Annotated in this window: 16 protein-coding genes; 8 read left to right on the forward strand and 8 right to left on the reverse strand. The window is 72.6% G+C overall.

Annotated features, from left to right (window positions below; genetic code table 11):
• Nucleotides 1-5: 5 nt before the first annotated feature.
• Together P8A18_RS03810 and P8A18_RS03815 are read right to left on the reverse strand one after the other, a co-directional pair.
• Nucleotides 6-1,427, reverse strand: a complete 1,422-nt coding sequence (locus P8A18_RS03810; protein ID WP_306051842.1) for a HEAT repeat domain-containing protein — start codon at nt 1,425-1,427, stop codon at nt 6-8.
• Nucleotides 1,428-1,645: 218 nt separating this feature from the next.
• Entirely contained in the window at nt 1,646-2,038 is a 393-nt protein-coding gene (locus tag P8A18_RS03815) for an ankyrin repeat domain-containing protein (RefSeq protein ID WP_306051843.1), read from the reverse strand.
• 311 nt (nt 2,039-2,349) lie between these two features.
• Here P8A18_RS03815 and P8A18_RS03820 point away from each other — a divergent pair, with 311 nt between their 5' ends.
• Both P8A18_RS03820 and P8A18_RS03825 read left to right on the forward strand, forming a co-directional pair.
• Nucleotides 2,350-2,544, forward strand: coding sequence for a hypothetical protein (locus tag P8A18_RS03820; RefSeq protein ID WP_018103962.1), 195 nt, complete (start codon nt 2,350-2,352; stop codon nt 2,542-2,544).
• A 35-nt stretch (nt 2,545-2,579) separates the two neighbouring features.
• On the forward strand, nt 2,580-4,175 hold the full coding sequence (locus P8A18_RS03825; RefSeq protein ID WP_306051846.1) for a P-loop NTPase family protein: 1,596 nt from the start codon (nt 2,580-2,582) through the stop codon (nt 4,173-4,175).
• Nucleotides 4,176-4,229: 54 nt separating this feature from the next.
• Here the strand turns inward: P8A18_RS03825 and P8A18_RS03830 are convergent, their stop codons facing one another.
• Entirely contained in the window at nt 4,230-5,729 is a 1,500-nt protein-coding gene (locus P8A18_RS03830; RefSeq protein ID WP_306051848.1) for an SCO1417 family PLP biosynthesis transcription factor, read from the reverse strand.
• A gap of 100 nt (nt 5,730-5,829) precedes the next feature.
• Here P8A18_RS03830 and yczE point away from each other — a divergent pair, with 100 nt between their 5' ends.
• The 4 genes from yczE (at nt 5,830) to P8A18_RS03850 (ending at nt 9,323) form a co-directional block, all read left to right on the forward strand.
• Nucleotides 5,830-6,492 (forward strand): membrane protein YczE, encoded by a 663-nt coding sequence (yczE, locus tag P8A18_RS03835; RefSeq protein WP_306051850.1) that lies wholly within the window; start codon nt 5,830-5,832, stop codon nt 6,490-6,492.
• The gene (locus tag P8A18_RS03840; protein ID WP_306051852.1) at nt 6,489-7,268 is read left to right on the forward strand and encodes a glycerophosphodiester phosphodiesterase family protein; all 780 of its coding nucleotides are present in this window, start codon (nt 6,489-6,491) and stop codon (nt 7,266-7,268) included. Before yczE ends, P8A18_RS03840 begins: the two co-directional genes overlap by 4 nt.
• A 31-nt stretch (nt 7,269-7,299) precedes the next feature.
• Nucleotides 7,300-8,673, forward strand: coding sequence for an MFS transporter (locus P8A18_RS03845; protein WP_018551282.1), 1,374 nt, complete (start codon nt 7,300-7,302; stop codon nt 8,671-8,673).
• A 275-nt stretch (nt 8,674-8,948) separates the two neighbouring features.
• Nucleotides 8,949-9,323: an RNA polymerase-binding protein RbpA gene (locus P8A18_RS03850; RefSeq protein WP_003959706.1), complete on the forward strand. Its 375-nt coding sequence runs from the start codon at nt 8,949-8,951 to the stop codon at nt 9,321-9,323.
• Nucleotides 9,324-9,426: 103 nt separating this feature from the next.
• Here P8A18_RS03850 and fxsA read toward each other — a convergent pair whose 3' ends face one another.
• The 4 genes from fxsA to P8A18_RS03870 form a co-directional block, all read right to left on the reverse strand.
• A complete protein-coding gene (gene fxsA, locus P8A18_RS03855; protein ID WP_306051854.1) occupies nt 9,427-10,017 on the reverse strand; it encodes an FxsA family membrane protein in 591 nt (196 codons plus the stop codon).
• 72 nt (nt 10,018-10,089) lie between these two features.
• Entirely contained in the window at nt 10,090-10,857 is a 768-nt protein-coding gene (locus tag P8A18_RS03860; protein WP_306051855.1) for a polyprenol monophosphomannose synthase, read from the reverse strand.
• A 527-nt stretch (nt 10,858-11,384) separates the two neighbouring features.
• A complete protein-coding gene (locus P8A18_RS03865; protein ID WP_306051856.1) occupies nt 11,385-13,025 on the reverse strand; it encodes an amidohydrolase in 1,641 nt (546 codons plus the stop codon).
• Between the two features lie 73 nt (nt 13,026-13,098).
• Nucleotides 13,099-13,539, reverse strand: a complete 441-nt coding sequence (locus tag P8A18_RS03870; RefSeq protein WP_018103953.1) for an Lrp/AsnC family transcriptional regulator — start codon at nt 13,537-13,539, stop codon at nt 13,099-13,101.
• A gap of 202 nt (nt 13,540-13,741) precedes the next feature.
• Between P8A18_RS03870 and P8A18_RS03875 the strand changes: the two genes are divergently transcribed.
• Entirely contained in the window at nt 13,742-14,143 is a 402-nt protein-coding gene (locus P8A18_RS03875) for a hypothetical protein (protein ID WP_306051857.1), read from the forward strand.
• A 391-nt stretch (nt 14,144-14,534) separates the two neighbouring features.
• On the opposite strand, the gene P8A18_RS03880 is transcribed toward P8A18_RS03875, so the two are convergent.
• The gene (locus P8A18_RS03880; protein WP_306051858.1) at nt 14,535-15,707 is read right to left on the reverse strand and encodes an acyl-CoA dehydrogenase family protein; all 1,173 of its coding nucleotides are present in this window, start codon (nt 15,705-15,707) and stop codon (nt 14,535-14,537) included.
• A gap of 383 nt (nt 15,708-16,090) precedes the next feature.
• On the opposite strand from P8A18_RS03880, the gene P8A18_RS03885 reads away from it, so the two are divergent.
• Nucleotides 16,091-17,365 carry a glycoside hydrolase family 18 protein gene (locus P8A18_RS03885; RefSeq protein ID WP_018551288.1) on the forward strand — a complete coding sequence of 425 codons (1,275 nt, stop codon included), beginning with the start codon at nt 16,091-16,093 and terminating at the stop codon, nt 17,363-17,365.
• The last annotated feature ends 4 nt before the right edge of the window (nt 17,366-17,369 follow it).

The raw sequence follows: 17,369 nt of genomic DNA on the forward strand, positions 1-17,369 counted from the left end.
GCGCTTCAGAGCGCCGGGGCGTCCGGGCCGATCCTGCTGCGTACCGCCGACTGGACCTCGGCCTCCTCGGCGGGGTCGGCGGCCAGTCTGCGCAGCCGCTCGGCCACTCTCAGGTCGCCGGTCTCGGCGTGCAGCGCGGCGACCTCGCGGGTCGTCTCCTCGCAGTCCCACAGGCACTCGACGGCGAATCCGGTGGCGAAGGACGGGTCGGTGGCGGCCAGTGCCCGAGCGGCCCTGCCGCGCAGCTGGGAGGAGGACGTCTCGCGGTAGACGTGGCGCAGTACGGGGGCGGCGCAGGCGATGCCGAGGCGGCCGGCGCCGTCGACCAGGGCCCACAGCCGGGGCGCGTCCGGTCCGTCGCCGCGTACGGCGGACCGCAGGGCGCCGAGCACCGAGGGGGCGTCCTGCGGTCCGCCGCGGCCGGCGAGCACACCGGCCGCGGAGGCGCCGAGCGCGTCGGGCCTGCGGGCCCAGCGCCGGGCGCGGTCCACGGCCTGCTCGCCGCACATCCGCTCGAAGGCGGCGACGGCGGCATCGGCGACGGGGCCCCGGGGGCCGGCTGCGGCGGCCTCGATCAGGTCGAGGACGACGGGGTCGCGGACCTCGGCGGCGAGATAGTGGAGCGAGGCGCAGCGGGCGGCTTCCGGGCCGCTGCGGGCGGCCTCGACGATCACGGGCCGGTCCTCGGCGCCCGCGACGGCGGCGAGGCAGCGGGCGGCCGGCACATGCAGGGCACTGCCCCGGTCGAGCCCTTGCCCGGCCCAGTCGAAGACGGCCTGGACGCTCCACCCGGGGCGGGGGCCGCCGGGGCGCATCTGGCGCTGCCAGCGGTCGAAGGAGCCCTGTTCGGAGGCGGCCCGGACCCGGGCGCCGACCGCTTCGCGCGGGTCTTCGGCCCACAGGCGCCAGGGCCGGGGCTCGTAGGCGTCGCGCACGGTCGCGGCCAGCTCGGCGCGGCCGCCGGCGTCGTCGGGGAAACGGGCGAGCACGGGCACGGCGAGGGAGCGGAGCCCCGCGTCGTCGTCGCGCAGGGCCAGTTCGTCGAGTGCCCAGGCCCAGTTGGAGCCGGTCGCGGCGTAGCGGCGCAGGAGGACGAGGGCGTCGTCCCGTCCGTAGGAGGCGAGGTGGCCGAGGACGGCCAGGGCCAGGCCGGTACGCGAGTCGTCCGTGTCGAGGTGGTCCTCGGGGTCGGACAGGTGCCGCTCGATCTCCTCAATGCCGCCGTCGAGATCGAGATAGAGGCGCGCGTAGTACAGGGAGCGGTTCTCCACCTGCCAGTCGTGGCGGGGGTCACTGAGTACGCAGTGGTTGAGAGCCGCCAGGGCCTCGGAGCGCGGTGCGGCGAGCGCGTGGAGCGTGCCGTCGCCGCGACCTCTCTGCAGCAGGCCGAGCAGGGTGCCGCTCGGCGCTATGAACGGATCAAACATGGGAAAGCCTCACATCAAGCTGTCGACGCAACCGGGACTGTGCAGTTCCACGTGCTGGGTGAGCACTAGGCCGCGCAGCAACAGGATTCGCCGACCGCCGTCTTCTGCCTGGTGTAGAGCATCTTCCTCTGCCTCTCGTCGGGTGGCCCGAATCGGACCCGCGACGTCATGATGACCCAGCCATTTCGCCACCGCGACCACATTTATGGCGATCCCGTTCAGCGGGCGCCGAAGAGTTCCAGCAGGTCGGCCTTGCCGAACATGCGTGCGGTGTCCAGTGCGGAGGGTGTTCCGGCGGCCGGATCTGCGCCGGCGTCGAGCAGGGCCCGGACCACGGTTTCCTCGCCCTTGAAGACGGCTCCGGCGAGCGGGGTCTGGCCCCGGTCGTTCGCCCGGTCCGGGTCGGCGCCGCGGGCGGCGAGGGCCGTGACGGCCGCGGCGTGCCCGTGGTAGGCGGCGAGCATCAGCAGGGTGTCGCCCCGGTCGTTGGTGAGGTTGGCGGGCACCCCGGCGTCCACATAGGCCGCCAGCGCGTCCGCGTCGCCGCCGCGCGCCAGGTCGAAGACCTTGGTCGCCAGCTCCACCACCTCGGGATCGGGGGTTTCGCTCATCGGGTGGACCGCCTTCCATAACCGTTCGTGCCGCTGCCGGCCTGCCGGGACACACACGGCGGGGGCCGTGCGAGTGAACCGACAGGGTACTGCCGCTGACGGGCCCGTGGCCCTCCTCGCCGGGGGCGGGGAATCACGCCGGGTGGCGCCGGACCGATACGGCCCCGGGACCCTCGCCCACCCACCCCTCTTGTCCGCTGTTCAAGTGAATAATCCGCCTTTTCACCCGATTACGCCTTTTATCCTATGGATACTTGGGGTGAGCCTGGAAGGACTCATGGTGACTGTCCCCCCGACCAGGAGAACCACTCATGATCCTTTCCATGTCAGGCGTCGTCATCCTCGGCATCATCGTCTTCCTGTTCTTCAGGAAGGACGGCCTCAAGGCGTCGCACGCCCTCGTCACCGCCCTGTTCGGCTTCTACCTGGCCGGCACCGCCATCGCACCGAGCATCACCGCGGGCGGAGCGAGCCTGGCCGGACTCCTGGGCGGGATCAAGTTCTGACCCTCCGCCCCCGCACCGACCTTCAGGAGACAGACGTGGCCCGGCGACCACTCCCCCGCATTCTGAGCAGCGGCAGCGCTTCGATCACTCGCAGTCGCGAGATCGCGCGCACGGCCGCCGACAGCGCCACCGACGTGCTCCATCCGCTGATCACGCTCACGCGCGGTCTGCGGCTGCTGGCCGGCGCAGGACGGCACAAGTGGGCCGCGACGCCCAAGGACCGGCGTGGTCCCACGCTGTTCCTCGTCGCGGCCTGCGTACTCGTGGTCGCGCTCATCCCGTACGGGCCGCTGCTGGCCCTCGTCGCGGTGATGGGCGCAGCCGCATGGAAGGGACGGGGCCGCACCCCCGTCAGGACCGGCCCCGACGAGGCGGAGACCGCCCGCCTGCGGGCCCTGTACGAGGCCCTCGTCCCCTACTTCTCCGCGGCCGAGGACCCCGGCCCGCTGTTCACCCACGGCGGCGAGTGGGACCAGGTCTTCAGCGGTTACGAGTTCGACGGCGACGGCCGCGTCTCACGGCTCCACATCAGCTACCCCGCGTACTTCACCGACTCCGAGCCCGAGTCCCGGGCCCGGATCGAACAGCTGCTGCACGCCAAGTCGGGCCGCGGGCGGGAGTACCACTTCGCCTGGGACGAGGAGGGCAACCGCCTCGTGATGAGCGTGCTCGACTCCCTGCCCACCTCCTTGACCGCGCAGCGCTTCGTCACCGCCCCCGGCGAGACCGTCCTCGGCTTCACGGACGAGGACGCGGTGCGGCGCACGGTGCCGGTGAACGACGGCACCACCACGCGTGACGCCCCCGGCGTCGTCTGGCGCACGGGCGCCCGCTCCACCGAGCCGCACCTGCTCGTCGCGGGACAGCCCGGCAGCGGCACCACCTCACTGCTGCGGTCCATCGCCCTCCAGGCGCTCCAGCAGGGCGACATCCTGGTCATCGAAGGCAGCGGCACCGGCGAGTACGCGTGCTTCACCGGGCGCGAAGGCGTCCTGGCCGTGGAGTGCGGACCGGCCGGCGCGCTGTCCACCCTGGAGTGGGCGGCCAACGAGACGGAACGCCGGCTGATCGAGGCGAACCGGGCCCGGCAGGCCGGCGACCCCGTCCCCGAGGACGTGACGCGACCGCTCTGGATTCTGCTGGACCGCCCGAGCGCGCTGCGCCGGCCTCCCGGCGACAGCGGACCGGGCCCGCAGGAGCTGCTCCAGGTGCCTCTGCGGCACGGCAGGGCCGCCAACGTGATCGTGGTGCTCGCGGAGGTGTTCGACAGCCTGGACGGCCTCGGCGAGACCGTCCGCACCCACACCCGGGCCCGGGTGGTGCTCGGCCAGTGCTCCGCCGGCCAGATCGAGTCCGTGCTCGGCACGGGGCCGCACACCACCCCGCCCCCGGACGTCCCGCCCGGCCGCGGCTACGCCCGGTTCGGCACCGGCCCGGTCCTGCGCATCCAGGTGCCGGCCACCCCCGACCCCTACGACGACGCCACCAGCGAGGCGCAGCGCAGGGCGGTGCTCGGCCTGCTGCCGGAGCGGCGCCAGGCGGTCGAGGCGGGTGTGCCGGAGCCGGTGGAGATGCCGGTGGAGAGTATGGCCGTCTCCGCCGGGGTGGAGAGCATCGCCGTCGGCGACTGAGGCGTGCGACCGATGAAGGAGGGCCCGGCCGTGGAGCGGGCCCTCCTTCGCCGTTCAGGCCACGAAGGTACGCGGGGCCTCGGCGCCGGCGCCCGCACCCGCGCCGACCAGCCGGGCGGCCGCCGCGAGCCGCTGGGCCGCCTCGTCCGCCACCGGCCCGCCGACCGTGAACGGCAGCCGCACGTACCCCTCGAAGGCGCCGTCGACCCCGAACCTGGGCCCGGACGGCACCCGTACACCGACCCCTTCGCCGGCCACCGCGAGCCGGGAGCCGGACAGGCCGCCGGTGCGCACCCAGAGGGTGAGCCCGCCGCCCGGTACGGAGAACTCCCACCCCGGCAGCTCGCGGCGCACGGCCGCGACGAGCGCGTCGCGATTGTCCCGGGCCTGCTCCCGGCGCAGCAGCACGGCCTCCTCCCAGCCCCCGGTGCGCATCAGCCAGTTGATCGCCAGCTGTTCGAGGACCGGGGTCCCCATGTCGGCGTAGGCGCGGGCGGCGACCAGGCTGCGGATGACGTCCGGCGCGGCCCGCACCCAGCCGATCCGCATACCTGCCCAGAACGCCTTGCTGGCCGATCCGACGGTCAGGACGGTGCTGCCGGCCGGGTCGAACGCGCAGACCGGGCGCGGCATCCGCACGTCGTCGTCGAGGTGCAGCTCCCTCATCGTCTCGTCGACGACCAGGACCGTGCCGGCCGAGCGGGCTGCGTCCACCAGCGCCCGGCGCCGGTCCTCGCCGGCCAGCGCCCCGGTGGGGTTGTGGAAGTCCGCGACGACGTACGCGAGCCGGGGCGCCGCGTCCCGCAGGACCTGGCGCCACCGGTTCAGGTCCCAGCCGCCGAGCCCCTCCTCCATGGCCACCGGCACCAGCCGGGCGCCCGCCTCCCGCATCAGCTGGAGGATGTTGGCGTAGCTCGGGGATTCCACCGCGATCCGCTCGCCGCGGCCGGCGAAGAGGTGGCAGATGGCGTCGATCGCGCCCATCGCGCCGGTGGTGACCATGATCTGTTCGGGCATGGTCGGGATGCCGTCGCCGGTGTACCGGTCGGCGATCATCTGCCGCAGGGCGGGCAGCCCGGCCGGGTAGTCGCCGTGCGTGTGCGCGTACGGGGGCAGTTCCTCCAGCGCGCCCTGGACGGCCCGGGTCAGCCAGGGCTCGGGGGCGGGCAGCGAGGCGCATCCCAGGTCGATCATGGAGCCCAGCGCCTCGGGCGGCAGCGGCTCCAGGCCGCGGGCCGGGAGCGGGTTGCCCGCGGGCACCGCCGTCCAGCTGCCGGCCCCGCGCCGGGACTCCAGGAAGCCCTCGGCCCGCAGCGCCTCGTAGGCGGCGGCGACCGTGGTGCGGCTGACGGAGAGGGCGAGGGCCAGCTCCCGTTCGGCCGGGAGCCGGGCCGCGACGGCGACCCTGCCCTCCAGGACGAGCAGCCGGATGCCGTCGGCGAGTGCGCGGTAGGCCGGCGGCCTGCGGCTGCCGGGGCCGGCCGGGCGGGTCTGCTGGGCGTGGAGCTGGCGGGCCAGCTGGGCCGCCCCGACCGCCGAAGTCCACTGCGCCATGAGAATCAGTCCACCTTCCTCGGATTGGCCATGGTTGGCGGCCAATCCCCTGCCACAGAGTGACACGAAGCAGCCACACCACCACATCAGGGGGCACCACTTGTCCATCACCCCGGTCCCGCAAGGGGCGCACCTCACCCGTCGGCTGGTCCAGCTGTACGCGGGGCTCGCGCTGTACGGGGCGAGTTCGGCGCTGCTGGTCGCCGCCGGGCTCGGCCTGGAGCCGTGGGGTGTGCTGCACCAGGGGCTCGCCGAGCGCACCGGGATCAGCATCGGCGTGGTCTCGATCATCATCGGCGCGATCGTGCTGCTGCTGTGGATCCCGCTGCGGCAGCGGCCGGGGCTCGGCACGGTCTCGAATGTGTTCGTGGTGGGGCTGGCGATGGACGGCACGCTCGCGTTCGTCCCCGAGGTGCACGGGCTGGTGGCCCGGTCCGGGGTGATGGCCGCCGGGATCGTGCTCAACGGTGTGGCGACGGGTCTCTACATCACCGCCCGGTTCGGGCCCGGCCCCCGGGACGGTCTGATGACCGGGCTGCACCGGCGGTCCGGCCGCTCGATCCGGCTGGTGCGCACGGCGATCGAGGTCGCGGTCGTGGTCACCGGGTTCCTGCTCGGCGGCTCCCTCGGCGTGGGCACGGTCCTGTACGCCCTGGCCATCGGTCCGCTCGCCCAGGTCTTCCTGCGCGTCTTCGCGCTGCCGGGCGGCGAGGGCACCTCGGCCGACGCACCGGCGCCCCGGCGGTCCATACTGCGGCGGTGACTTCCGAACGCCACCCCTATCTGGACCATCCCGGCCCGCTCGCCTTCGCCCACCGGGGCGGCGCCGCGGACGGGATCGAGAACACCGCTGCCGCCTTCCGCCGGGCCGCCGACGCCGGTTACCGCTACTTCGAGACCGATGTGCACGCCTCGGCGGACGGCCGCCTGGTGGCCTTCCACGACGCCACGCTGGACCGGGTGACGGACGCGGCGGGCCGGCTGGCGGAGCTGCCGTGGAGCGAGATAGGCCGGGCCCGGGTCGCCGGGCGCGAGCCGTTGCCGCTGTTCGAGGAGTTGCTGGAGGCGTTCCCCGAGGCCCGGTGGAACGTGGACATCAAGGCGGAGGCCGCACTGGAGCCGCTCATGGAGCTGATCCGCGCGACGGACGCCTACGACCGGGTGTGCGTGGGTTCGTTCTCCGAGGCACGGGTCGCCAGGGCACACCGCCTGGGCGGCCCGCGCCTCGCCACGTCGTACGGCGTGCGCGGCGTCCTGGGGCTGCGGCTGCGTTCGTACGGCATCCCGGCGGCGCTGCGGGCGGGCGCGGTGTGCGCGCAGGTCCCCGAGCGCCAGGGCCGCGTCCGCGTCGTCGACCGGCGCTTCGTGCGCGAGGCGCACGCGCGCGGGCTCCAGGTGCACGTCTGGACGGTGAACGAACCGGAGCGGATGGCCGCGCTCCTGGACCTGGGTGTGGATGGCATCATGACCGATCACATCGAGACGCTGCGCACGGTGCTGAGCGACCGGGGGGCCTGGGCCCGGCCGCCGGCCGGGTGACGTCTCCACGGGGAGATTTCGAGGGGGCGCCATGACCGCCGAGACCGCAGACACCGCCGAACCGGCGGGCGGCGCGACGGGCCCGGACGGCCCGGCCGAGCGGCGCCGGGAGCAGCGCGGCTGGTACTTCTACGACTTCGCCTGCTCCGTCTACTCCACGAGCGTCATCACGGTCTTCCTCGGGCCGTATCTGACGTCGGTCGCCAAGGCGGCGGCCGACGCCGACGGCTTCGTCCACCCGCTCGGCATCCCGGTGCGCGCCGGATCGCTGTTCGCGTACTCGGTCTCGGCCTCGCTGGTTCTCGCGGTCGTCCTGATGCCGATCGTGGGCGCCGCGGCCGACCGTACGGGCCGCAAGAAGCCGCTGCTCGCGGCCGCGGCCTACACCGGGGCGGCCGCGACGACCGCGATGTTCTTCCTGGACGGCCACCGCTATCTGCTCGGCGCCTTCCTGCTCATCGTGGCGAACGCGGCGACGGCGATCGCGATGATGCTGTACAACGCCTTTCTGCCGCAGATCGCGGAGCCCGACGAGCGGGACGCGGTCTCCTCCCGGGGCTGGGCGTTCGGCTACACCTCCGGGGCGCTGGTCCTCGTCCTCAACCTGATCCTTTACTCGGGCCACGACTCCTTCGGCCTCTCCGAGTCCGAGGCCGTGCGGATCTGCCTGGCGTCGGCGGGCGTGTGGTGGGGCGTCTTCACCGTCGTACCGCTGCTCCGGCTGCGCGACCGGGGGGTGCCGAGGGCCGGCCGGGGGGCGACGGGCTCCGGCTGGCGGCAGCTGAGGGCGACCCTGTCCGACATGCGGCGCCACCCGCTGACCCTGTCCTTCCTCCTCGCCTACCTCGTCTACAACGACGGCGTGCAGACGGTGATCTCGCAGGCTTCGGTGTACGGCTCCGAGGAACTGGGCCTCGGCCAGACGACGCTGATCACGGCGGTGCTGCTGGTGCAGGTGCTGGCGGTCGCGGGGGCGCTGGCGATGGGGCGGATGGCCCGGGTGTACGGCGCGAAGCGCACGATTCTCGGCTCGCTGGTGATCTGGACGCTGATCCTGGTCGCCGGTTACTTCCTGCCCGCCGGTTCGCCCGTCTTCTTCTACCTGCTGGCCGCAGCGATCGGCCTGGTGCTCGGCGGCAGCCAGGCGCTGTCGCGCTCCCTGTTCTCGCATCTGGTGCCGCGCGGCAAGGAGGCCGAGTACTTCTCGGCGTACGAGATGAGCGACCGCGGGCTGAGCTGGCTGGGGCCCCTGGTGTTCGGCCTCGCGTACCAGCTGACCGGCAGCTACCGGGACGCGATCGGCTCGTTGGTGATCTTCTTCGTCATCGGTTCGGTGCTGCTCGCGCGGGTGCCGGTGAGGCAGGCGGTGGCGGCTGCGGGAAACCCCGTACCCGAGCGGATTTAGACGTTGAAGTAAAAGGGCGGTAGTGTACGCCTTTGGCCTGCCCCGGGCGACCGTTACTACGAGTGGAAGTCTCCGCACCGTTGGGTGACAACTTCCGCCAAAGGTGACAAACCGGGTATGGGTGGGTACCTGAACCCTGGGAAACCTGAAAATCAGCGGCACGACGGGCGACGCATGACCGGCAACGGGAATCTTTGCCATCGACCGGACGTTGACCGATTGACGACGACAGCGACACCTTGTCCTGTGGGCGACAAGCCCGGGAGGCACGATTCATGAGTGAGCGAGCTCTCCGCGGCACGCGACTCGTGGTTACCAGCTACGAGACGGACCGCGGCATCGATCTGGCCCCGCGCCAGGCGGTGGAGTACGCATGCCAGAACGGACATCGATTCGAGATGCCGTTCTCGGTAGAGGCGGAAATTCCGCCGGAGTGGGAGTGCAAGGCGTGTGGCGCCCAGGCACTCCTGGTGGACGGGGATGGCCCCGAGGAGAAGAAGGGCAAGCCTGCGCGTACGCACTGGGACATGCTCATGGAGCGGCGCACGCGTGAGGAACTGGAAGAGGTCCTGGCCGAGCGGCTGGCGGTCCTGCGCTCCGGAGCGATGAACATCGCCGTGCATCCCCGGGACAGCAGGAAGTCTGCCTGACCCGGTAGCACCGCGCCGACAAAGAGCCGCGGGCCGCGACACCTCGTGTGTCGCGGCCCGCGGCTCTTTGTCGTGGGACGGGCCGTCGTGGGACGGCCCGGGATCACGGCGTCAGCGGCGGGCGGGGCTCGTCGTCCGGGCGGGCGTCCTGCGGCGAGGGTTCGTCGCGGATGACCTCGCCCTGGACGACCTTGCCGTCCGGGCGGTGGATACGGGCCTGCTGGAAGGCGTCCGAGAAGCCGCCGGGGGCCGCCACACGCATGCGCCGTTCCAGTGACTTCTCCGCGTACCGGCTGAGCGCCGAGCGGACGGGCGGGACGAGCAGCAGCAGCCCGGCCACGTCCGAGACCATGCCCGGAATCATGATCAGCAGTCCGCCGAGCATCAGGAAGCCGTTGCCCCGGCCGCTCGGGGGGACGGGAGAGGAGGAGCCGTCGGCGCCCGGCTGCCCCGGCATCTGCTGGAGCGTCTCGGTGAGATTGCGGAAGGCGCGGCGGCCGGCCCGCTTGATCACGGCGGCGCCGAGGACGATCCCGGCGGCCAGCAGGATCACGACGGTCAGCCCGCCCGCGACGTCCGCCACCAGGATGAGCAGCCAGATCTCCAGCACCGCCCAGGCGGCGACGGCGAGGGGTACGAGGGTCCGGGCGCGGGGGCGCCTGCGGGCGGTCGGGGGCGGTGTGCCGGTCGTCATGCCCCCAGTGTGCCTGGCCGCGCGTCCGTACGCCGTAAGGGGGCCGGACGCGGGACGGGTGGGCGGGGGGGGTCAGGGTGTGCGGCGGCCGAGAGCCCGGTTGGTGCGGCTGGTGACGCCCCACGCCGTCACGCGCCAGAGCGCCTCGACGAGGATGTCCCGGCTCATCTTGGAGTCGCCGACCTCGCGGTCCACGAAGGTGATCGGCACCTCGACCACATGGAAGCCGGCCTCGACCGCGCGGCGGGCCAGGTCGACCTGGAAGCAGTAGCCCTGCGAGGCGACCTCGTCCAGGCCGATGCCCTTGAGGGTCCCGGTGCGGAAGGCCCGGTAGCCGCCGGTGACGTCCCGCGTGCGCAGCCCCAGCATCAGCCGGGAGTAGGTGCTGCCGCCGCGGGAGATGATCTCTCGGGACTTGGGCCAGTTGACCACCCGGCCGCCGGGCACCCAGCGGGAGCCGAGGACCAGGTCCGCGCCCTTGAGCGCGGTGAGCAGCCGGGGCAGTTCCTCGGGCTGGTGGGAGCCGTCCGCGTCCATCTCGACCAGGACGCCGTACTCGTGTTCCATGCCCCACCGGAAGCCGGCGAGGTAGGCCGCGCCGAGCCCTTCCTTGCCCTTGCGGTGCAGGACGTGGACCTGGTCGTCGGAGGCGGCCAGCTCGTCGGCGAGCTTGCCGGTGCCGTCGGGGCTGTTGTCGTCGGCGACCAGGATGTCGGCCTCCGGCACGGCCGCGCGCACCCGGCTGACGATCGGCTTGATGTTCTCGGCCTCGTTGTAGGTCGGAATGATCACCAAGACACTGCCGAGCGGGCCGAATTGCCGCTGACCGCCGTCGTTCACTTACTGCCCCTCACGTCCGTACACAGGTGCACACCATATCGAGCGCGGCGGCCCGGATCGCCGACCCGGTCGGGGTGGCGTGGGAGTCGTGGCGGACAGAAGAGCGGAAGTAGGGACAGAAGTGCGGATCGGGGCCCGGTGTCCTTCGGGCCGACCTGGGACCCGCTGGCTGCGGGTCGACCTAGAGCCGTTGTCTACTGAACGTCCGGGCCCCACCCGGGTCGCACCCTCCGTCCGGCTGAAACCTTCCCTCGCCCCCGAGGCGCGGGCGCTGAACCTGGCTGTCAGTGGTGGTGCGCCGGTGCGGCACACCACCCCGTGACCCAGCGGCGTTCGACGACTGCGTGGAGGTTTAACCGGTCGGACGTCCTGTGGTGGACTCGGCCGAACCTACCGGCCGATGGCCGCATTCTGTCAATAGTTGCCTGACCTGCGTCGTTTACCGAACTTGCCTGGTCAGTCCTGAAGATCCCCAGGTAGCGGGAGAGCTGAGCCACCTTCGATCGGCGGTACGAAATGTCCGCACGTCACTCGTTCGGCCTTACGTAGACAGTTTGTCCGAACACCACCGTGCGCAGGCACACCGGGAGGTCGGCCCCGGGGCTCAGGTCCGGCAGCCCCGGCGTCCCCGACCTGGGATCCGTCGACCAGCGCGCGACCCGGTCGTCCGGCGCCTGGACCACCAGCTCGTCGGTGCGCCAGACCGCGTAGTCGGCCGGGGCGCCGGGCACCAGGGTCCCCGCGTCGTCGCGGCCGACGGCCCGCCAGCCGCCCCGGGTGTGGGCGGTGAACCCGGCCCGCACGGAGACGCGGTGTTCGAGGGTGCGGTGGAAGGCGGCCGCCCGCACGGTCCCCCACGGGTCCAGCGGGGTCACCGGGCTGTCGGAGCCGAAGGCGAGGGGCACACCAGCCCGCAGGAGGGCCGCGTACGGGTTCAGGGTGCCGGCCCGCCCGGCGCCCAGCCGCTGGGCGTACATGCCCTCCTCACCGCCCCAGGCGGCGTCGAAGGCGGGCTGGACGGAGGCGGTCAGCCCCAGTTCCGCGAAGGCGGCGACGGTCTCGGGGGTCAGCATCTCCGCGTGTTCGACGCGGTGCCGGGCGGCCCGCACCCGGCCGAGGCCCATCTGCTCGGCGGCGGCCCTGACGCCGGCGACGACCGCCGAGAGCGCCGCGTCCCCGATGGCGTGGAAACCCGCCTGGAGTCCCGCCTCGGTGCAGGCGGCGACGTGGGCGGCGATCTGCGCGGCGTCCAGGTGGGCGGTGCCGCGGTGCGGGGCGTCGGCGTACGGCTCGTGCAGGCAGGCGGTGTGCGAGCCGAGCGACCCGTCCACGAAGAGATCGCCGGCCGCCCCGACCGCGCCCAGCTCGCGGACGCGCAGGGCGTCCTTCTCGTTGCCCACCTGCTCGGCCCAGTAGCCGAAGACGCGGGGCCCCGGCTGCCCGGCGGCGAGCTTCAGCAGCCCGGTGAAGTCGTCCTCGTCGGAGATGTCCGGGCCGCCGCACTCGTGGACCGTGCCGATACCGAGGGACGCGGCGCGGCGCAGCGCGGCACGCTGGGCGTCGGCGCGCTGCCGCGGCGACACGGCGGCGTGGGCGGCCGCGCGCACCGCGTGGTGGGCGGCTGCGGTCAGCGGGCCTTCGGGGTGGTATCCGGCCATCGCGGTGACGCCGGGGACGAGGTCGAGCAGTGCGGTGGTGACGGCCGCGGAGTGCACGTCGACGCGGGGCAGGTAGACGGGCCGGCCGCCTGCCGCCTCGTCCAGTTCGGCGCGCGAGGGCGGGCGCCCCTCGGGCCAGCGGGTGGCGTCCCAGCCGTGCCCCAGGACGACCCGGTCGGCGGGGTGCGAGCCGATGTGGGCGCGGACCAGGGCGAGGGCCTCGCCGAGAGTGCGGGCGCCGGAGAGGTCGAGGCCGGTGAGGGCCAGTCCGGTGGATGTGGTGTGGACGTGGGCGTCGGTGAACGCGGGAGTGACCAGGGCCCCTTCGAGGTCGATCACTTCGTCGACGCCGCTCGCGAAGGCGTCGGCCGCCCCCTCCGAGCCGACCCAGGCGACATGGCCCCGTTCGACCACCATGGCGGTGGCGAAGGGGTCGGCGGGGCTGTGGACGTCTCCACCGCGCAGCAGCACGGTGCGGTGTTCGCTCTGGGGGGCGGTGCTCTCGGTCATGGGGACCAGTCTCCCGCCTGCCGGGGCCGGCCCTGTGCGCGACCCCCTGAAGGGGGTGTCCGGCGCATCCCGTTCAGATCTGCGGCGGGCGTGCCTCGTAGGGGGTCGAGAGGACGACCGTGGTGCGGGTGGAGACCCCGGCGAGCGAGCGGATGCGCGTCAGCAGGTTCTCCAGCTCCAGCGGGGTCGCGACCCGGACCTTGAGGATGTAGTTCTCGTCACCCGCGACGCTGTGGCACGCCTCCAGCTCGGGGACGCCGGCGAGCCGTTCGGCGATGTCGTCCGGTGCGCTCGGGTCGAAGGGCTTGACCGAGATGAACGCGGTCAGGGGCAGGCCGACCGCCTCGGGGTCGACGACCGCGGCGTAGCCCCGGATCACCCCGCGCTGCTCCAGCCTGCGGACGCGCTGATGAACCGCCGAGGTGGACAGGCCGGTGGCCTTGCCCAGGTCGGTGTAGCTCATCCGCCCGTCCTTGACGAGCAACTCCACGATGTGACGGTCCAGCTCCTCCATATGGATCAATCTATGGCCAGGAGTCCTTCCTGGCACAGCTGCCCAGCCCTTGGGACGGCACCTGCGCCGGGCATGTGACCAACGCCACAGGTTTACGGACCGGTAGTCGGACACGGAATGGTTACGGCCGATCGGCGGCGGGAAGTGCTTGCTGTGGCCGAGGCCACGGCGCCATGTCGGCCCACCCGAGGGGGGATTTCCCATGCACAGCCTGAAGCTCACCGGACGTATCGAACCGGAGCCCGTCGATCCGTTCGAGGACGCCGCCGCCGACACGTACGACACATTCGAGATGTACCGGGTCCTCTGCCCGGACTGCGCGCAGCCCATCGCGCTGCTGGCCGATGAGGACGTGCTGCCGGAGCACGCGCTGTGCCCGTCTCCGTGGAATCCGTTCGGGCTCACCGTGTGCGCCGGTACGGGGCGTTCGGCGGCCGGGGCGCGGCCCGCGGACGAGACGGCCGGGTCCCAGGAGCAGGAGACGGCCCTGCTGTTGACGCTCCCCCAGGGGCTGGACTGGAGGATGCAGCCGTTCTCGCACGCCGGTGGTGCCGGCTCCCGCCCGATCAGGGTGCCGGCGCAGCCGCGGCGCGAGGCCGCCTGAGCCGCCGCCCGTCCGGCCGGGGTGCGCGAGCGGCCCGGCCACCGCGGAGAACCGGGTGAACACGCGCCCGAATCGAACAGCCAGTGACCCGGCCGCCTCCCGCGGCGTTGGCCCGGTATGACCCCGCTGCATTCCACGGCCGGCCCCGGTCGCCGTCGTCTCTCCGTTCCGGCCCCCGAAGAATCGGTTCCGCAATCCGGTTCCGTACCGGCGTCGCGGTCCGAGCCGCCCCGTTCCGCGCCGCGCCCGGTGCCCCAGTCGAGCGATCCGCCGATCTACCGGGCACTGCTGCGGCACTGGGAGAGCACCGGGCGGACCCTGCCGGGCCGTCATGACCAGGACTGGAACCGGATCATGACGACGCCCGTGTGGGCGGAGCGGCCGCTCGGGGTCAGCGGGACTCAGGGCCCGCCAGGTGGCGGGCGATGACCATCCGCTGGATCTGATTGGTGCCCTCGACGATCTGGAGCACCTTGGCCTCGCGCATGAGGCGTTCGACGGGGAAGTCCTGCGTGTAGCCGTACCCGCCGAGCACCTGGACGGCGTCGACGGTCACCTGCATCGCGGCGTCCGTACAGAAGAGCTTGGCCATGGCGGCCTGGCGGGAGAAGGGGCGGCCCGCGTCCCGCAGCCGGGCGGCCTCCAGATAGAGCGCCCGGCCCGCCTCGATCCGGGTGGCCATGTCGGCCAGCATGAACCGCAGCCCCTGGAAGTCGGCGATGGGGCGGCCGAACTGTTCGCGCCCGGTGGCGTAGCCGAGGGCCTCGTTCAGCGCGGCCTGGGCCACGCCGATGGCACAGGCGGCGATGCCGAGCCGGCCGGAGTCGAGGGCGGACAGGGCGATCGCGAAGCCCTGGCCCTCCTCACCGATCCGGTTCACGTCCGGGACGCGCACCCCGTCGAAGTGGAGCTGGGCGGTGGGCGAGCCCTTCATGCCCATCTTCTTCTCGGGGACGGCGGCGCTCAGTCCGGCGGCGTCGCCGGGGACGAGGAAGGCGGTGATGCCGCGCGGGCCCTCGACGCCGGTACGGGCCAGCACGGTGTAGAAGTCCGCGACGCCGCCGTGCGTGATCCACGCCTTGGTACCGGTGATGACCCAGTCGTCGCCGTCCCGTACGGCCTTGGTGCGCAACGAGGCGGCGTCGGAGCCGGAGGCGGGCTCGGAGAGGCAGTAGGCGCCCAGCAGGCCGCCGGAGAGCATCGCGGGGAGGTGTTCGGCCTGCTGGTCCTTGGTGCCGTAGCCGGCGAGGGCGTGACAGGCCAGGGAGTGGACGCTGACGCCGAGGCCGACGGTGAGCCGGGCGGCGCTGAGCTCTTCGAGGACCTGGAGGTAGACCTCGTAGGGCTGGTCGCCGCCGCCGTGGGCGGAGTCGTAGGGCAGGCCGAGCAGCCCGGACTCGGAGAGCAGGGTGAAGACCTCGCGGGGGAAGCGGCCCGCTTCCTCCTCCTCGGCGGCCCGCGGCATGATCTCCCGCTGGACGATGTCGCGGACGAGTGCGACGAGCTGGCTGGACTCCTCGGTGGGCAGACGGCGTTCGACCCACTGCGGGGCACGGTCGGACATGACGGCGCTCTCCTCCCTGTCGGGCGTTGCGGCGGTCGCGCGCGCGGGGTGTGAGCGGCGCCGCCGGGGGATCTCCGGGCGATGCCCGAAATCACTGTTCCCCAGCCGATGTTGCCCTCCCGGATTACGAGAGGTGCAGGCAGGCGGCTGTGGCGGGTCGAGTATGCCCGATCGGACGGCATCCGTCACCGGTTGACCGCACGTGCGGATCAACACCTGCGGACAGCCCGACGATCACGGAGATTGGTCCGAACCATTGACCCGACTGGTCTAGTCCATCTACGGTTCCCAGCGAACCGGCTTTCCGCGTTCATGCCAAGTATGTGCGAGCGCCGAAAGCCGGTCGTCCACCGGCACGTCCCCTCCCCCACGAGGAGCAACCAATGACCGGACTGCACCGCCCGGGAGCCCGCCTGCGGGCTGTCGCCGCCGCCGCGTGCACCGCTGCCCTGGGCGCCGCCCTGCTGGGCGTCGCGGGCACCGGCTCCGCCGGCGCGGCCCCCGCCGCACCCCGGGCCGCCGCACCGGCAGCAGCGCCCGCCGCCCCCACAGCGGCCGGCGACAAGGTGGTCGGATACTTCACCGAATGGGGTGTCTACGACCGCAATTACCACGTCAAGAACATCGAGACCTCCGGCTCGGCCGACAAGCTGACGCACATCAACTACGCCTTCGGCAACGTCCAGGGCGGCAAGTGCACGGTCGGCGACTCCTACGCCGACTACGAGAAGACCTACACCGCCGACCAGTCCGTCGACGGGGTCGCGGACACCTGGGACCAGGACCTGGCCGGCAACTTCAACCAGCTGCGCAAGCTGAAGAAGCTGCACCCCGACCTCAAGGTGCTCTGGTCGTTCGGCGGCTGGACCTGGTCGGGCGGCTTCGGTGAGGCGGCCCAGAACCCGGCCGCGTTCGCCGAGTCCTGCTACAACCTGGTCGAGGACCCGCGCTGGGCCGATGTCTTCGACGGCATCGACATCGACTGGGAGTACCCCAACGACTGCGGCCTGACCTGTGACACCAGCGGCCGCGACGCCTACGGCAACCTGCTGTCGGCGCTCCGCTCGAAGTTCGGCACGGACAACCTGGTCACCGCGGCGATCAGCGCGGACGGCTCGGAGGGCGGCAAGCTCGACTCCGTCGACTACGGCGGCGCGGCGCAGTACCTCGACTGGTACAACCCGATGACGTACGACTTCTTCGGCGCCTGGGACGCGCAGGGTCCGACGGCCCCGCACTCCCCGCTCACCTCCTACACGGGCATCCCCAAGGAGGGCTTCAACAGCGAGGCGGCCATCGAGAAGCTGAAGGCCCAGGGCGTCCCGGCATCGAAGCTGCTGCTCGGCATCGGCTTCTACGGCCGCGGCTGGACCGGCGTCACCCAGGACGAGCCGGGCGGTACGGCGACGGGCGCGGCCCCGGGCACGTACGAGGCGGGCATCGAGGACTACAAGGTCCTGAAGAACAGCTGCCCCGCCACCGGCACGGTCGCCGGCACGGCGTACGCGCACTGCGGCAGCAACTGGTGGAGCTACGACACCCCGGCCACCATCGGCACCAAGATGGAGTACAAGAACCAGCAGGGGCTGGGCGGCACCTTCTTCTGGGAGCTCAGCGGTGACACCACCGACGGCGAGCTGATCAAGGCGATCAGCTGACGCC

Source organism: Streptomyces sp. Mut1, assembly GCF_030719295.1.
In the GTDB taxonomy this organism is placed as follows: Bacteria; Actinomycetota; Actinomycetes; order Streptomycetales; family Streptomycetaceae; genus Streptomyces; species Streptomyces castrisilvae.

What these genes read in the sequence shown, in the direction of transcription:
- P8A18_RS03810 (WP_306051842.1), bottom strand. Translation starts at nt 1,427, where the DNA reads ATGTTTGATCCGTTCATAGCGCCGAGCGGCACCCTGCTCGGCCTGCTG.
- P8A18_RS03815 (WP_306051843.1), bottom strand. Translation starts at nt 2,038, where the DNA reads ATGAGCGAAACCCCCGATCCCGAGGTGGTGGAGCTGGCGACCAAGGTC.
- P8A18_RS03820 (WP_018103962.1), top strand. Translation starts at nt 2,350, where the DNA reads ATGATCCTTTCCATGTCAGGCGTCGTCATCCTCGGCATCATCGTCTTC.
- P8A18_RS03830 (WP_306051848.1), bottom strand. Translation starts at nt 5,729, where the DNA reads ATGGCGCAGTGGACTTCGGCGGTCGGGGCGGCCCAGCTGGCCCGCCAG.
- P8A18_RS03845 (WP_018551282.1), top strand. Translation starts at nt 7,300, where the DNA reads ATGACCGCCGAGACCGCAGACACCGCCGAACCGGCGGGCGGCGCGACG.
- P8A18_RS03850 (WP_003959706.1), top strand. Translation starts at nt 8,949, where the DNA reads ATGAGTGAGCGAGCTCTCCGCGGCACGCGACTCGTGGTTACCAGCTAC.
- fxsA (WP_306051854.1), bottom strand. Translation starts at nt 10,017, where the DNA reads ATGACGACCGGCACACCGCCCCCGACCGCCCGCAGGCGCCCCCGCGCC.
- P8A18_RS03865 (WP_306051856.1), bottom strand. Translation starts at nt 13,025, where the DNA reads ATGACCGAGAGCACCGCCCCCCAGAGCGAACACCGCACCGTGCTGCTG.
- P8A18_RS03870 (WP_018103953.1), bottom strand. Translation starts at nt 13,539, where the DNA reads ATGGAGGAGCTGGACCGTCACATCGTGGAGTTGCTCGTCAAGGACGGG.
- P8A18_RS03875 (WP_306051857.1), top strand. Translation starts at nt 13,742, where the DNA reads ATGCACAGCCTGAAGCTCACCGGACGTATCGAACCGGAGCCCGTCGAT.
- P8A18_RS03880 (WP_306051858.1), bottom strand. Translation starts at nt 15,707, where the DNA reads ATGTCCGACCGTGCCCCGCAGTGGGTCGAACGCCGTCTGCCCACCGAG.
- P8A18_RS03885 (WP_018551288.1), top strand. Translation starts at nt 16,091, where the DNA reads ATGACCGGACTGCACCGCCCGGGAGCCCGCCTGCGGGCTGTCGCCGCC.